16 protein-coding genes and 1 pseudogene are annotated in these 16,429 nt (G+C 40.7%); 12 read left to right on the forward strand and 5 right to left on the reverse strand.

Translation table 11 applies throughout. The features are described 5' to 3' along the window. Positions 1–454 precede the first annotated feature (454 nt). From HCG49_RS08585 to HCG49_RS08595, 3 genes are all read left to right on the forward strand, one after another. Positions 455–1,039: a YceI family protein gene (locus HCG49_RS08585; protein WP_168469115.1), complete on the forward strand. Its 585-nt coding sequence runs from the start codon at positions 455–457 to the stop codon at positions 1,037–1,039. Positions 1,040–1,065: 26 nt separating this feature from the next. Beyond that, entirely contained in the window at positions 1,066–2,334 is a 1,269-nt protein-coding gene (locus HCG49_RS08590; protein WP_168469116.1) for a hypothetical protein, read from the forward strand. 254 nt (positions 2,335–2,588) lie between these two features. Beyond that, positions 2,589–3,185 (forward strand): hypothetical protein, encoded by a 597-nt coding sequence (locus tag HCG49_RS08595; RefSeq protein ID WP_168469117.1) that lies wholly within the window; start codon positions 2,589–2,591, stop codon positions 3,183–3,185. Positions 3,186–3,445: 260 nt separating this feature from the next. On the opposite strand, the gene HCG49_RS08600 is transcribed toward HCG49_RS08595, so the two are convergent. From HCG49_RS08600 to HCG49_RS08615, 5 genes are all read right to left on the reverse strand, one after another. Continuing rightward, positions 3,446–3,673: a hypothetical protein gene (locus HCG49_RS08600; RefSeq protein WP_168469118.1), complete on the reverse strand. Its 228-nt coding sequence runs from the start codon at positions 3,671–3,673 to the stop codon at positions 3,446–3,448. 425 nt (positions 3,674–4,098) lie between these two features. Further along, positions 4,099–5,583: a potassium/proton antiporter gene (locus tag HCG49_RS08605; protein WP_168469119.1), complete on the reverse strand. Its 1,485-nt coding sequence runs from the start codon at positions 5,581–5,583 to the stop codon at positions 4,099–4,101. Positions 5,584–5,755: 172 nt separating this feature from the next. Continuing rightward, positions 5,756–6,175 (reverse strand): GNAT family N-acetyltransferase, encoded by a 420-nt coding sequence (locus HCG49_RS08610; protein WP_317167465.1) that lies wholly within the window; start codon positions 6,173–6,175, stop codon positions 5,756–5,758. Beyond that, positions 6,160–6,270, reverse strand: a complete 111-nt coding sequence (locus HCG49_RS18820) for a GNAT family N-acetyltransferase (protein WP_410488987.1) — start codon at positions 6,268–6,270, stop codon at positions 6,160–6,162. The genes HCG49_RS08610 and HCG49_RS18820 overlap by 16 nt, the downstream gene beginning before the upstream one ends. A gap of 70 nt (positions 6,271–6,340) precedes the next feature. Continuing rightward, positions 6,341–6,853, reverse strand: coding sequence for a lactoylglutathione lyase family protein (locus tag HCG49_RS08615; protein ID WP_168469120.1), 513 nt, complete (start codon positions 6,851–6,853; stop codon positions 6,341–6,343). A gap of 257 nt (positions 6,854–7,110) precedes the next feature. On the opposite strand from HCG49_RS08615, the gene HCG49_RS08620 reads away from it, so the two are divergent. From HCG49_RS08620 to HCG49_RS08660, 9 genes and pseudogenes are all read left to right on the forward strand, one after another. Beyond that, positions 7,111–7,419, forward strand: coding sequence for a winged helix-turn-helix transcriptional regulator (locus HCG49_RS08620; protein WP_168469121.1), 309 nt, complete (start codon positions 7,111–7,113; stop codon positions 7,417–7,419). Positions 7,420–7,574: 155 nt separating this feature from the next. Continuing rightward, the gene (locus tag HCG49_RS08625; RefSeq protein WP_168469122.1) at positions 7,575–8,087 is read left to right on the forward strand and encodes a TlpA family protein disulfide reductase; all 513 of its coding nucleotides are present in this window, start codon (positions 7,575–7,577) and stop codon (positions 8,085–8,087) included. After that, positions 8,088–9,323: a hypothetical protein gene (locus tag HCG49_RS08630; RefSeq protein WP_168469123.1), complete on the forward strand. Its 1,236-nt coding sequence runs from the start codon at positions 8,088–8,090 to the stop codon at positions 9,321–9,323. Between the two features lie 358 nt (positions 9,324–9,681). Next, positions 9,682–10,029 (forward strand): hypothetical protein, encoded by a 348-nt coding sequence (locus HCG49_RS08635; protein ID WP_168469124.1) that lies wholly within the window; start codon positions 9,682–9,684, stop codon positions 10,027–10,029. A 117-nt stretch (positions 10,030–10,146) separates the two neighbouring features. Further along, positions 10,147–10,611: a hypothetical protein gene (locus tag HCG49_RS08640; RefSeq protein ID WP_168469125.1), complete on the forward strand. Its 465-nt coding sequence runs from the start codon at positions 10,147–10,149 to the stop codon at positions 10,609–10,611. A gap of 428 nt (positions 10,612–11,039) precedes the next feature. Then, positions 11,040–11,606, forward strand: a complete 567-nt coding sequence (locus HCG49_RS08645; protein WP_168469126.1) for an REP-associated tyrosine transposase — start codon at positions 11,040–11,042, stop codon at positions 11,604–11,606. Positions 11,607–12,661: 1,055 nt separating this feature from the next. Then, a pseudogene (locus tag HCG49_RS08650) lies at positions 12,662–13,229 on the forward strand (REP-associated tyrosine transposase). 831 nt (positions 13,230–14,060) lie between these two features. Next, the gene (locus HCG49_RS08655; RefSeq protein ID WP_168469127.1) at positions 14,061–15,005 is read left to right on the forward strand and encodes a glycoside hydrolase family 43 protein; all 945 of its coding nucleotides are present in this window, start codon (positions 14,061–14,063) and stop codon (positions 15,003–15,005) included. 181 nt (positions 15,006–15,186) lie between these two features. Next, entirely contained in the window at positions 15,187–15,852 is a 666-nt protein-coding gene (locus HCG49_RS08660; RefSeq protein WP_168469128.1) for a hypothetical protein, read from the forward strand. Positions 15,853–16,429: the final 577 nt, after the last annotated feature.

Raw genomic sequence — 16,429 nt, forward strand, 5'->3', positions numbered from 1 at the left:
GCAGGGTAATGTTTTTTTGGGCGTTCCCCTATCGGGTCGGGCTTTCCGCTGTATCTTTTTTAGCCGGCAGGGCCGTCCAAAAAAGGATGCCGCTGCAATCCCTAACACGGCAAAGCACAATCTTCCCTGTCAATCCTTATATTCAAAAAGAAAGATTTCCTTATGATCGTGGGCTATCTACCTCGCGATTGCACACCTTTTGAAAAGCATATTTTTTCTGCAAAAATAATTATTTACAGAAAATTACTTCTTTTTTAAAAAATAAACCTTCAGCTCCTTCCCGTCGAAACAAACCCAAAACACATTGGTTTACAGCTTCTTATATCCGTGAAAATTACATTTAAAAATGTACTAAAAGCAAACAAAAAACGAATGATTTCAATTTCTGACAAAAGTCATGTTTTCCACTAGCAATAAGTCGCAGTTTTGCCCTATATAATTAAAGAAATGAATTATGAGTCACATTAAAACAGGGTTCGCATTTATAGCAAGTTTATGCATTTTCTTGCTTTTCAACAACATGGCCGTTGCCCAACAGTTCAAAATAATCAATGAAAAATCGTCCTTAAGTGTTTTAGGGACCTCTAGTATACACGACTGGGAAATCAGTGCCGAGAATAAGTCGGGGGTATTGGTCTTAAAAAATGGGGAAACCAATGAATTAGAAAGATTGGATATAGAAATAGCAACGGAAGGTTTAAAAAGTGGAAAGTCTAGTATGGACAAAAACACCCATAAGGCCTTAAAAACCAAAAACCATAAAAAAATCGTTTTTAACCTTTCCGAAGTACAACAGACCATTCCACTTGGAAATGGGAAATACAAAGTAAAGGTCCAGGGCGACTTAAGTATTGCTGGGGTAAAGAAGACCATTTCACAAGACTTAGAGCTGGGGATCACTGGCAATACTGCCAAGCTTTCTGGAGAGAATAAAATAAAAATGACCGATTTTAATATAGACCCCCCTACCGCATTGTTAGGTACCATTACCACCGGGGACGACATCACCATAAAATTCGACATCACCTTAAATAAATAAAATTATCACTACCAAAAATCAGAATCATGAGAACATTTATTAAAAATACCCTGGGGATTACCTTACTATTGGCCGGAATGGGACTGCAGGCACAAGATCGCACCCTAGACAATTACAGACAGCCAGACAAAAATGGCCTGAACGTTTTTGAGGCGCCAAAAGATGTAACAACTACTTTTGATGGCGTAAAAGTACGAATAGGGGGCTCCTCTACCCTACAGTATCAAAGTTTAGAGCATTCTAACTCTGGTGCCGTACCGCTAAAAGAAATCGGTACTAACTTTAACTTGGCCACGGCAAACCTAGATTTGGACGTTGCTTTGTTCGATGGGGTAAGAATGCACCTAAGAACCTATTTGTCTTCTAGACACCACCCAGAACCTTATGTAAAAGGAGGGTATTTCCAAATAGACAAACTAGACTTCATTAATGAAGGGTTTATGGAAGATGTAATGCAGTATGTTACCGTTAAAATAGGGCATATGGAAAACAACTATGGTGATGCACACTTTAGAAGAACCGATAATGCTCAAGCTATCTACAACCCATTTGTTGGAAACCTAATTATGGACGCTTTTACCACAGAGGTAGGAGGAGAAGTGTATTTCCGCAAAAATGGCTTTATCAGTATGCTAGGCGTTAGTAATGGTAAACTAAATCAGGACGTAAGCGAAACCAATGGAAAAACAGGAGGAGCTTCTTTCTTGGCAAAACTAGGGTACGACAAACAAGCTACCGAAGATTTAAGATACCGAATTACGGGAAGTTTATATACTACAGGTTATGTACCTAACTCTTATCTGTATACCGCTGACCGTGCCGGATCTCGTTACTATTACGTAACCGAAAATAACGAAGCTAGAGCTAGCAGCAACTTTAGGTCTGGAAGATATAACCCGAACATGAGAAACCAAATCACGGCCGTTATGATCAACCCCTTTATTAAATACGGAGGCCTAGAGTTTTTTGGAACCTTAGAGCATACCACAGGGAAAGCCAGTACAGAAACCTCTAAAAGAAAGGCTACACAATATGCTGGAGAAGTCATTTACCGATTTGGAAAAAATGAAAATGCTTATTTAGGTGGTCGTTACAATGTTGTAGATGCAGAAGAGATGAGTGGCGATGACATCAATATTTCTAGATTCCAATTGGGAGCTGGTTGGTTCTTAACGAAAAATATCCTGACCAAAATAGAGTATGTCAATCAGCAATACAAAGATTTCCCTACGACAAGCATCCTTAACGAAGGAGAGTTTAAGGGATTAATGGTAGAAGCTGCAATCAGTTTCTAAGCAGTACCAATAAGATAAGTACAATGTGAGGGTACTTAGCTTATTATATAGTTTGCTTGGGCCAAAAGGTACCAAAAGCTCAGGCAAACTATATCAAGGATTCATGGTAAAAGCTGCTATCAGTTTCTAACCAGTACCAATAAGGTAAGTACATTGTGAGGGTACTTACCTTATTGTATTTTGCTTGGACCAAGAGGAATAAGAAGTCCCGGCAAACTTTATAAGGCAAATGAACACAACGCTAAACACTACCGATGAAAAAGCTTTTGGGTCTCGCCACATTATTTTTGTTACTTTCCTTTACCATAACGGATTCCAGATTGGATAACACCACGGTATATCTGGCTACAGATAGCACCCTACTAATTTCCGGAACCAGTAATATCAATGCTTTTAAATGTCTGTTTAACACCGAAAAAATAGCAGCACCAATACCGCTGACGTTTACAAAAATCGGCAACACACACTTCTTTAAAGAAGCTACCTTATTATTAGACAACGATGGCTTTAACTGTGGAAGCCGCTTTATAAATAAAGACTTTCACTCCTTATTACAGTCCAAAAAATACCCTAGCATCCTATTGGAACTTAAAAAATTAGAACCTATAGAAAACACCAGGGAAACCTTAATTGCCCTTGTAGAAATACAGATTGCAGAACACACCAACGCTTACCATATACCCGTTAGGTATACAAAGTCTAAAAAGCTCAGCGTTTCGGGAGAATTGGCCTTAAGTTTAGGCGATTTTAAGCTTGAGCCACCTAAAAAAGCATTAGGGCTTATTGTAGTTCACGACACCATTAGGATCAACTTTGACCTAAAGTTGAATATGGATACTGTTTCGAGCTAGCACTGGATTAATGTGAAAATGTACCAATTAGAAAATGGTATAACGTAGCCATGAATCATTTTGATTAAGTACCAGTTCCGAAAAATCCTCGAGGTAGCGGAATACACCAATACGAACCTTAAACTAAAATGGCCTCAAAGTCGGGAAACTTAGCGGAACAGTAAGCTTTAGTTTTACACCTTATGATCAAATAAGATCATTGCACTTTTCATTGGTGTACTAATAGCAGGGACGTGCATATAGTTTGTTCTTGGAAGAGTTCATTTTTTACTTGTTTTCATAGGACCGTTTGATTTTGGGGTACCGTAATCCTTTTTGATATCGATATTTAGTTCGTCCTTGGCGACCTCCATCATTTTCTCTAGATAATCGATCATAATCTGCTTGCGACCCGATACGTCCTCTAGCTCTTTTATACGAGCTTCAAGCTCCTTTATCTTTTTGTTACTATTGTCTTTCATTTCTATAACCTTAACTCCAGTTTTCATAAAGGTAGAAAATTTATAGATCCACCGATAAATTATCGGGTGGGGCCACAATTAATTTCACCAATTAGGGTACACTGAACTTGCCTTTTTTGAAATCGCCAACAAGACGTTTTTTAAATTTTTTCGAGTATTTACCCCCTTTGCGAATACCCCGTACAGTTGCTTTCATTGTTCTCCACTTTTTAGTGGTCAACCTATACCAGGGACGTACATCTTTGATAATTGTTTACTGTTTCTTGTAAAAGCGTTAGGGACCGCGGCGGCATCCCCGCAGCGAAGCAAGGGATATAGCCAAGGGCCCGCCCGACGAAGGAGGGAACGCCCAAAAAAACAACCCTTAGAGCATCCTAACATTTAGGACCAACGATCTTCTTGTAGTTTAACAAACCAATTAGCATAGGGGCCTTTTCGAGATTGTACTGCCCTTAGGATTCACTGCTCATCAACTCCTTAGGTTTAAGGCAGGCATTTACCGCATCTAAGCCTTCCTGGGTATCGGAGAGCACTACCAGGGTGTCGTTTTCCTGAATAACGGTACTTCCATTAGGGGTAATATATACGCCATTACGCTTAATCATGGCTATAATGGCATTTTTGGGAAAGTTTAAATTCACCACCTTTTTATTGGTCGCAAAGCAGCCCGCCGTAATATCAATTTCCTTCATAGCGGCTTTAGGGCCCTCGGAAAGGAAACTCTCCAGCTCTGAAACAGACTTATCTTTTTCGGGCATGGCAACATTTAGCCATTTCGCTACCACAGACAGGGTGGTCCCCTGAATTAAGACCGAGGACACCGAGATAAAAAACACAATATTAAAGATCATATCGGCCTTTTCTATACCTGCCAAAAGCGGATAGGTAGCAAAAACGATCGGCACTGCCCCACGCAATCCTACCCAGGAAATGTAAAAACGCCTTCTTAGTTTCATCTTAAAAAACATCAGACTTATAAATACGCCCACCGGTCGAGCGACCAAAATCAGGAATACCGAAATTAGCAATCCGATCCCCATATACGGGAATACCTCCGTTGGAAAAACCAATAATCCCAGGGCTAGGAAGAGTACAATTTGCATTAACCAAGCCAGACCATCGAACATTTTTAGGATGGTTTTTTTATGGATCAGGTCCTGGTTTCCTAAATAAACCGCACAGATATAAATGGCCAAGAACCCGTTCCCTCCCACAAAATCGGTGGCCGAAAAGGTAATGAACATCAGGGCTATGACCAATACGGGATACAGCCCCTCAAAATCGAGTTTTATTCTGTTAATGATAATTTTGCTCAGTTTTCCAAAGCCAAATCCGGCTATCCCTCCAAAAACCATTTGTTGTAAGAACAAGGGGATTAAAGAGGCTAAACTCTGATCCTGATTTACTACTAGCGATAAAAAAGCAATGGTCAGCACATAGGCCATGGGGTCGTTACTTCCGCTTTCGAGCTCTAATGTAGGCCTTAGATTGGTTTTTAAAGCAAGGCTTTTAGACCGTAATATAGAAAACACCGCCGCCGCATCCGTAGAGGAAACGATAGAACCAAGGAGCATACTTTCATAAATGGTAAAGTCCGTCACATAATACACAAACGTCCCTAGAGAAACGGCCGTTAGCAAAACGCCAAGGGTAGATAACAGTATTCCTTCGCGCATAATGGGCTTTACGGCTTTTAAACTGGTATCAAGTCCCCCGGAGAACAGTATAAAATTTAGGGACACAATACCTATAAACTGAGCAAGTTGGGGATTGTCAAAACGAATGCCCAAAATACCGTCGGAACCCGCCAACATACCAACACCCAAGAAGAGGATTAAGGTAGGCACTCCAAATTTATAGGAAGTTTTCCCTACGATGATACTGACAAAAAGTAATAAAGAACCTATTAAAAGGAAGTTTTCTATGGTGACGTTCATTGATATGTTTTCAGGAATGCAAGTCCCACAAATATACGTATTAAGGTTGAAAAAAAATTAACGCCCCCCTTGTTTATTGTTGCTTTTTACAGGCTTCCAAGGAGTTTTTTCCGCTCTGCGATAAGAATATAAAGTAGCATTCCAATTGATCGCTATAGCGCCAAAATGGTCTTTAAAAAATCAGTTTGTACAACAAGAGTTCTTCATCATCATTGGGCAAGGTGGTGGTACCGATTAAGGAAAGTCCCAATCGCAATAGCAGGTTTTGGGAGGCCACATTATTTTTTACGGTAATGCCGCTAATTTCTTTGATCCCAAAGGAATCTAGCGCTTCCTTCTTTAATTTATTTGCGGCTTCAAAAGCATAGCCTTTTTTCTCGTACTGGGGCAATAGGGCAAAACCAATATCGATGCCTTCTAGCCATTCCCTTTTATACAGTCCGCAAGAGCCTATTTTTATATGGTCTTTTTTTCGGATGATGGTATAGTTAGAAAACCCCAACCGATGCAGCTGTGGAAGCATTTTTCGCTGAATATATTCCTGGGCATTTTGCACCGTTTTTAGGTTCCGATCGCCTATGTTCGCAACCACTTTGGGGAGTTGAAAAGCTCATATATAAAATCGGCATCTTCTTCCGTAGTAGGTTTTAACAGCAATCGTTCCGTTTCAAAGCTTTTATAGGTCATGCCTCAACATCCTTTTTTAGGGCTATGGCTATCAAGCCCATAGCCCCTTATCCCCATAAAACTACATTAATTATTTAGAATAGGCCCCAGAGGAATAGGTCAATTCATAACTATGGGTATAAATTTCAAAGACAATACCGAACGGATCTTCTACATAACACATTTTATAAGGCTTGTCATTGGGATAATATTCCCTGATGGGCATTCTTTGTTTCCCCCCATGGGCCACAATTTTTTCGATAAGGTCTTCTATATTGGGGTCTTGGATGCAAAAGTGAAAAAGACCGGTATTAAAAGGATTAAATGCAGGCGCTTCTTTTTTTCCGTGGGGAAAAGAAAACAGTTCTATGCCTATCCCATCCGAAGTCGATAGATGTGCAATCTCAAATTCCTCCCAGTCTTCGCCAAAAACGTCAATACACATTTGGCCAATGGCCGTTTCCCGCTCTTTTTTTACTGTAGAAGGTTCCATAATAATATACCAGCCCATCACCTCCTGGTAGAATTTTACGGCCGCCGTAATATTGGGAACGCTAATTCCGATATGGGAAAATGACCTGGGATAATTTTCTGTAGTTTTCATATATGTTTTATTTTTAGTTTTTTAACGGGCATACTTTGGCTGCACCTAGCATAACTATGTAAACTTGCCTTACCACCGTCAGGTTTGCATAGCTGAATTTGTACTTGCGAACAGCTTTCCGTTATGCCCATTTCATATTGTTGTTTATATTAGACAAAATAAGAATATATTTGACTCATATACAATACGTTACCCTAAAGTTCGATACCTTACTAAAGGAGTGTATTGCTGATTTACAGTGTATTAAAAAAATAATTATGCAGAAACATTTTTGTCCGCTTCACTTTACCATGAATTTAATTGGTACCAAATGGAAGCCTTTGCTTTTATTTCACCTCCTCGAAGGCCCGCTACGATCTGGAATACTACAGAAAACAGTCCCAGAAATCTCCAATAAAATGTTTACCCAAACGGTACGGGAATTGGAGAAAGACGGACTTATTAGCAGGGAAGTATTTGCGGTGGTGCCCCCAAGGGTGGACTATCAGCTTACGGAAAAAGGGAAATCGCTAGCGCCTATTTTAAGAAGTTTAGATGCCTGGGGCAGGGAAATGTCATCGGAATAATATTCTAATGGCCACACCCATATTTTTGGGAGCGACCTTTTAAAGCCTATTTCTCCTTCCTCGAATCGTCCTTAAGGATGTCATTATGGAGACTTCCCCATGGCCTGTAGCCAAATTAATTTTTTAACTTTGTTTGCTTACCACCAAACTTATTCATGAGATTCAAGATTTATACCATCGCTTTTGCTGCACTATTTTTAGTTTCCTGCAAACAGACCGAAAAGCAACCCCAAGAGGACACTAACCAAATCGTTACGGCTAAAGTCGCCCCGGTGAGCGAGAGTCTTTATGAAGATTTAGAAGGGAACCCTATTTCCTTGGAAGAGTACAAAGGCAAAAAAATACTTCTTAACTTTTGGGCCACTTGGTGCAAGCCCTGTGTCGAAGAAATGCCTGCCCTTGCCAGGGCCATGGCTATTTTAGAAAAGGAAAACTATGTCTTTCTGTTGGCTTCTGACCAGTCGACCAAAAAAATAAAGGCTTTTAAAGCCAATTCACCACTTGATTTACCCTTTATAAAATTCAATGGGGCACTTTCCAAATTACAGATCTATGCCCTGCCTACCACCTTTATCTATAATGAAAAGGGTGAAAAAGCATCTGAAATAACGGGCGTTGTTTCTTGGGATTCTCCAGAAATGATCCAAAAATTAAAAAGTATCCAATAAATGCCAAACTACAAATATTTTGGGCTAATGGCCCTGACCCTACTCCTGGTTTCCTGTGGTGCCAAGGAAAAAAAAGCACAAGAAATTGTACGTCATATTCCTTCTCCTGAGGGAAGCTCGAACTTTTTGCCGTATTTATTTTCCAATTCGGACCAAGCCATTTTATCGTGGGTACACACTGTAAACGATTCTACTACACAGTTAAAGTATAGCTACCTGGACAATGATGAATGGAAGGCCCCCAAGGAAATAATCAAAGGATCGGATTGGTTCGTAAACTGGGCAGATTTCCCTTTAATTGCGGAAAACAAGGGGAATTTAATTTCGCATATTCTACAAAAATCTTCTGCGGGCACTTATTCCTATGATATTAAGCTGAATCTTTTACCTAAGGGAGATACTGAATGGAAGACCGGATTGCCCCTGCATACCGATGGTACCAAAACCGAACATGGTTTTGTGTCTGCGATACCTTTTAAGGAAGATCAATTTTTTATGACGTGGCTCGATGGTAGGAATACTGGCGATGCCGCACAAGGACACGAACACGAACATGGCCATGGCGGTGCCATGAGTATCCGGGCTGCCGTAGTATCACCAACCGGTGCGCTTAGCGAAGAAGCCTTGGTAGACAATCGTACCTGCGATTGCTGTGGTACCACCGCTGCCATCACTAGCAATGGTCCGGTAGTACTGTATAGGGACAGAACCGAAGACGAAATTAGAGATATCTCTATTTCTAGATACGTAAACGGCGCATGGACGAGCCCGAAACCAGTACATCGGGATGGTTGGGAAATTAAGGGTTGCCCGGTAAACGGTCCTAAAAGTGACGCTTTTGGTAATACCCTGGTAGCCGCTTGGTTTACTGCCGCTAATAACGAGCCTGTAGTAAAGGTGGCTTTCTCTGAAGATGGAGGTGAAAATTTTGATGCTCCTTTTGTCATAAACGATCATGCTGCCATTGGTAGGGTCGATGTTTTAATGATCGATGCTGAAAATGTCATTGCCAGTTGGATGGAGTCTGTGGGCGATGGGGCCCAATTAAAGGCGGTAATGATGCATATCTCCGGAAAAATATCGACGCCCATTGTCATCAGTCAAATAGATGCTCCTAGAAAGGCCGGCTTCCCGCAAATGGAGCTTGTAAAAGACAAGGTCTACTTTGCCTGGACCGCTGTTAGGGACCAAACCCCTCAGGTACAAACGGCATTTGTACACTTGGATAGTTTTTAAATCAAGAATATATTTTGATTTTTTGCAGTGCCAAGACTTATTAAGTCTTGGCACTGCTACCCCTTTTGGGCGGACACCACCACTCCCACTGCCTACTTTCTTACAATAAAGTCGGTGAATCCTAAAAACGCAGCAGCCCCACTAGCGTAATTCAAGGTATTCATAAGGCGTCCTAGTGCCGTATAATGAGGCCATCTACTCCTATACAATAAGCTTATTTTGATAGTAAAAGATTATTCATTTTATGAAATAATTACATTTTACGTATTATTCCGCCTACATTTTTAAATTTATTTACGATATTGGTTAGCGAAAAAATGAAGGAGCTATAAAAGCCTTCCTTTAATAATCGAATCGAATGACCGCTATTTATATCATTTTAGGAATTTTAGGAATCGCTTTGTTTATCTGGCTGGGCTACTTTCTGTGGTCTTCCTCCCTGGAAAAATACGATTATAACATCTTTAATATTGGGGTCATCATCAGAGGGCTCATTGCCATAGGGTGCATGTGGTTTGCTTTAATAATGGTAGAAAATCCAGATGGCTCCTCTATTGTTTGGATAGTTGTTTCCGTCATCCTATGGCTATGGACCTTTTTGGAAACAGCCTTTAGAGCCAATATTTTTATTGCCATATTCTCCTTAGTATATCAATTGTTCGCCGTGTTTTTAATTAAACAGGCGCTGAACAGAGTTTTTAAATAACCACCTATTGAATAATACCAAATAACCAAACCAGAAACAAAGTGTTCGTCCTCCTATAAGTCGAGGTCGAATACTTTGTTACCAATAAAATAATTGCTTGCTGAAAGCCTATCTACCATGGAAAAAGAAAAACTGACCAAGGACAGATCATTTAACCCAAACCGGCCGTACCACCGCACGGAAATTGACCAAGCTTTTACACAAAGAAAGGCCCTGATGCACCAAGAAGCCTTAAATAGAGGAAAGGCCTATGATGGTCGGGAGTTGGCTCTTTACCAAGACTGCTATACCGGAAAAACACTACGGGGAGGCGATCGGTATGATTATGAGCACATCCTATCTGCCGAGGCGGTTTTTGATCACTATAAAGCAACCCATACCAACGAGCAAATTGCCGTGATCGTGAATCATCCCGATAATGTGGGTACCACCTTACGTACTATTAACCAATACAAAGGAAAGTACGATTTGGTTTCGCGGATCTTGGGTGATCCGGCTAAAATGGCGGAGTTTGATATTGATGCGGCACTAACAAAAAGGAATCTACAAAAAGCGCAACAAGCGGTCTTTGGAAATAAATAATATAGCATAGCCCAATCGTGATATCACAATAACTGTCAGTCAATGCGGGCACGAGTAATCAGACCATATTAAAAATAGATTTCGACAATATGAATCTAGGTATGTTATAAGGAAACGATAGCTAAAATGGACCGAAAAGCAGGGCCGGCACGAGCGTGACCCTCGCGCTAGCGGTAAGCAAAACCCTTTAGGAGAAATTCATTTCCAAATTTGGACTATACCGTGATTATAGTATGTGCTTGCGTACAGTTCATTAATTATTTATCTTCAAGAAAATAAAAGAGCTATTTCCTAAGCAACCCCAAAACCTATCATTACTTTACAAAAGACATCAGAAGAGGATATATTTTCTTCTTAAACACCTTTCGCTAGCGCGAGCGTCACGCTCGTGCCGGCAAGAGTAAGCAGTCCATATTAAAAAAGTAAAGATGACCAGAAAATACAAGTTCCATAATAAGTCCGCTGCTTACTTCGTAAGCTTCGCAACGGTATATTGGTTGGATATATTCATCAGACAGGACTATTTTTCAATCTTAGAGGAAAGCGTAGCTTTTTGCAGGGCTGAAAAAGGCATGGAAGTGTTTGCCTATTGCTTTATGCCCAGCCATATTCATTTTGTATTTCGCTCAGACCAGGAAGACCCTTCCGGGCTGTTAAGGGATTTCAAAGGATATACGGCTAGGAAATTGATAAAAGAAATCGAGGAAAATCCTCAGGAAAGCAGAAAGGAATGGCTTTTATGGATGCTAGAACGAGCAGGAAAAAAGAAAAGTAATGTCTCCCAAAGACAACTCTGGCAACAACATAACAAACCCATAGAACTTTGGAGCAATAAGGTCATAAAACAAAAGATAGAATACATTCACAACAACCCGGTGGAGGCAGGTTTTGTGACCGACCCGGTAGATTGGAAGTACAGCAGTGCCAGAAATTATGCAGAGGATCAGACCATTTTAAAAATAGATAACGAAAATATGAATCTAGGAATGTTATGATGATAACAATAACTAAAATGGACCGAAAAGCAGGACCGGCACGAGCGTGACCCTCGCGCTAGCGAGCACAGCAGTGCCAGAAATTATGCCGAGGATCAGACCTTTTTAAAAATAGAGTTCGAAAATATGAATCTAGGAATGTTATAAGGATAACAATAACTAAAATGAACCGAAAAGCAGTACGGGCACGAGCGTGACCCTCGCGCTAGCGAGTACAGCAGTGCCAGAAATTATGCAGAGGATCAGACCATTTTAAAAATAGATATCGACAATATGAATCTAGGAATGTTATAAGGATAACGATAGCTAAAATGGAACGAAAAGCAGGACCGGCACGAGCGTGACCCTCGCACTAGCACGTACAGTAGTGCCAGAAATTATGCAGAGGATCAGACCATATTAAAAATAGATAACGAAAATATGAATCTAGGTATGTTATGATGATACCGATAGCTAAAATGAACCGAAAAGCAGGACCGGCACGAGCGTGACCCTCGCGCTAGCACGTACAGTAGTGCCAGAAATTATGCCGAGGATCAGACCATTTTAAAAATAGATGTCGACAATATGAATCTAGGAATGTTATGATGAAAACAATAACTAAAATGGACCGAAAAGCAAGACCGGCACGAGCGTGACCCTCGCGCTAGCACGTACAGCAGTGCCAGAAATTATGCCGAGGATCAGACCATTTTAAAAATAGATATCGACAATATGAATCTAGGTATGTTATGATGAAAACAATAACTAAAATGGACCGAAAAGCAGGACCGGCACGAGCGTGACCCTCGTGCTAGCGGTAAGCAAAACCCTTTAGGAGAAATTCATTTCCAAATTTGGACTATACCGTGATTATAGTATGTGCTTGCGTACAGTTCATTAATTATTTATCTTCAAGAAAATAAAAGAGCTATTTCCTAAGCAACCCCAAAACCTATCATTACTTTACAAAAGACATCAGAAGAGGATATATTTTCTTCTTAAAACACCTTTCGCTAGCGCGAGCGTCACGCTCGTGCCGGCAAGAGTAAGCAGTCCATATTAAAAAAGTAAAGATGACCAGAAAATACAAGTTCCATAATAAGTCCGCTGCTTACTTCGTAAGCTTCGCAACGGTATATTGGTTGGATATATTCATCAGACAGGACTATTTTTCAATCTTAGAGGAAAGCGTAGCTTTTTGCAGGGCTGAAAAAGGCATGGAAGTGTTTTCCTATTGCTTTATGCCCAGCCATATTCATTTTGTATTTCGCTCAGACCAGGAAGACCCTTCCGGACTGTTAAGGGACTTTAAAGGATATACGGCTAGGAAATTGATAAAAGAAATCGAGGAAAATCCTCAGGAAAACAGAAAGGAATGGCTTTTATGGATGCTAGAACGAGCAGGAAAAAAGAAAAGTAATGTCTCCCAAAGACAACTCTGGCAACAACATAACAAACCCATAGAACTTTGGAGCAATAAGGTCATAAAACACAAAGATAGAATACATTCACAACAACCCGGTGGAGGCAGGTTTTGTGACCGACCCGGTGGACTGGAAGTACAGCAGTGCCAGAAATTATGCCGAAGACCAGACCATTTTAAAAATAGATAACGAAAATATGAATCTAGGAATGTTATGATGATAACAATAACTAAAATGGACCGAAAAGCAGGACCGGCACGAGCGTGACCCTCGCGCTAGCGAGTACAGCAGTGCCAGAAATTATGCCGAGGATCAGACCATTTTAAAAATAGATGTCGATAATATGAATCTAGGAATGTTATAAGGATAACGATAGCTAAAATGGAACGAAAAGCAGGACCGGCACGAGCGGCACGCTCGCGCTAGCGCGTACAGTAGTGCCAGAAATTATGCCGAGGATCAGACCATTTTAAAAATAGATGTCGACAATATGAATCTAGGAATGTTATAAGGATACCGATAGCTAAAATGGAACGAAAAGCAGGGCCGGCACGAGCGTGACCTTCGCGCTAGCGAGTACAGCAGTGCCAGAAATTATGCCGAAGACCAGACCATATTAAAAATAGATGTCGACAATATGAACCTGGGAATGTTATAAGGATAACGATAGCTAAAATGGACCGAAAAGCAGGACCGGCACGAGCGTGACCCTCGTGCTAGCGGTAAGCAACCCTTAAAGAGAAATTCATTACCACCGTTTGACTATACCGCGATTATAATATGTGCTTGCGTACAGTTCATTAATTATTTATCTTCAAGTCTTCAATAAAGATAAAGCCCTGCCTTTTTCAGGCAAGCTAAAACCTATCATTACTTTACAAAAGACATCAGAAGAGGATATGTTTTTTCTAAAATACCTTTCGCTAGCGGAGCGACCAAGGCCCAGCGTTAGGGATAGTAGTGAAAAGCCCGCAGCGAGGAACGAGGGAGGACTTGCAGCGGATAGCCCGCCCCGCAGGGAAACGCCCAAAACAGTATAGATAACAGCATGAAAAATTATATCGTATTACTAAGCTTACTATTTGTATTTGGATGCGCAGAGAAGGAGGCCGACAGCTATCTGTTTTCTTATTTTAAGGACAATGGCCAAGACGGTCTACACCTTGCTTACAGTGAGGATGGCCTACAATGGACGGCCATTAATGAGGATGCGTCCGTTTTAAAACCAAGGGTGGGGAAGGATAAACTAATGCGCGACCCTTGTATTATTCTTGGGGGAGACAACAAATACCATATGGTATGGACCGTAAGCTGGAAGGAAAAAGGAATTGGGTATGCGAGCTCATCAGATTTAATTCATTGGTCCGAGCAAAAGTTTCTTCCGGTGATGCAAGATGAACCGGAAGCGAGAAACTGCTGGGCGCCAGAAATTTTTTACGATGAAAATTCTAAGGAATATATAATTCATTGGGCCACCACCATTCCAGGACGGTTTCCGGAAACGGATGCCTTGGGCGATGACGGGTACAACCATAGAATGTATTATACCACTACCAAAGATTTTGTGGCGTTTACAGATACCCAACTATTCTATGAGCCAGGGCTTAATGTCATAGATGCCAATATTAATAAGAACCGCGAGGGGTATCTTATGTTTTTAAAGGATGAAACCCTATTGCCCAACCCGCAAAAAAATATCCGAATTGCTACTAGTAAAGACCTAAAAGGCCCTTATTCTACGCCATCCGAACCCATTACCTCTAATTGGGTCGAAGGCCCGACAAGCATTAAAAAAAATGATGAGTGGATCGTTTATTTTGATCGGTATATGAGCCAGAAAATAGGGGCTGTTACCTCTTCCGATTTAATGGTTTGGAAAGATATCTCAGACGACATAAGTTTCCCAGTAGGAACAAGACATGGCTCCGTTTTAAAGGTAAAAAAAAGTACCCTAAAGAGAATTCTATCACATTATGACAAGGTGAAAAAATAGGCTATTCATGCACTGCTGTCCACTCCGAAAGTATCTGCGTATCCCTTTCGTTAGTGGGAATACGCTCGCAATACTGCACAAAACATAAAAACGCATTCACCTAAAATTTCCTCAAATAAGAAATTGTGAGGTTATTTTCAATAATCTATGTTTGCCGGTCATCTAAATCTTTAATTGGAGAATGACATCAAAACTTTATTTTTTAGGAGTTTGCTTTTTACTATTTGCCTGTGAGGGCAGTGAGCGTACGGTTAATGAAGAGGGAATTATCAATAATATGAACATCACCAATCTTTATGGAGATACTTTTCCTTGGTCCGGTATCGCTTCGGGACACCTAAAACGATGGGATATTGACACCGAAGGTCTCATCCCCGTAAAGACCAATAACAATGCCCTAGCTATTAAAGCAATGGATAAAATAGAGGAGGTCATGGGGGTTCCTATGTTCGATAGGACTAGCATTGCCAATGTTCCCAATGATGAAATTACGAGGGGACTTATTATAAGTGAGGGTACCGCTATTGGTCCAGGGGGTGTTGTCGATAAAAACTCTTGTGGCATGGTCTCCAAAAACATAGGAACTACCGCTTACCCCAATTCCTTTTATACCGAAAACGGCACCATCAATACCGTCCTTTATGTGCACCTTTCCTCTTCTAAATGTACAGCAAGCCTGGAGGTTGCCATACACGAATTTGGCCATGCCATGGGAGCAGGAGCCCATTTTAACGGTTTTGGACATGGAGATGCCATCAACAATGATTTTTGGAACGTACTCTATAACCTTTATAAGAATGTTATAGGCGCTACGGAAAATCAACTTATCATAGATAAAATTAAATAGTTGCCGAGGCGTACAAAGACGTATGCCGTTGGACTAATAGCATCTACATTTCAGCAATAGCAAAAGGTGATTTATCAACCACGCTATTGCTGTTTTTATAGTTCATAATTAACATCCTAAACGATTTTAGTTAGTCTTTACAGACTCTTTATAGGGCTGTATGTTGAGAGATTTTTGTAATGAAGGGTGCTGTTTATAAGGTTTTTGGGCCTACCGAAAGTTTACCGTGCAACTTGAAGTAGGATCGAACGTTGAGGAATAGTCCAGTGGACTATTTTAGTGAAAAGGCCAGCCTGCCGCCAAGGAATTTTTAGGCTGTCCGGGCTACACGAATTTCCTTATTTAAGGGTATTTCAATTGCGAGTTCCTAAAATGAAGGTGCTGCCCAATAAAATTTCTTTTGAGTGAATCATTTTGCAAAGTAGGCCAAGGCTACAGCTGGCTCCACGGACCAAAGGTACACTGTACCCTCGGTTAGAGGCCCTGGTTTGTTTTTTATTCATGGACGTACCTATTGTTTTTTAAAGGTATTCATGAATGCTCCGCATTTCATACATGGAAAAAATGAACAGAATAC

Source organism: Arenibacter sp. 6A1 (assembly GCF_012272855.1).
GTDB lineage: Bacteria > Bacteroidota > Bacteroidia > Flavobacteriales > Flavobacteriaceae > Arenibacter.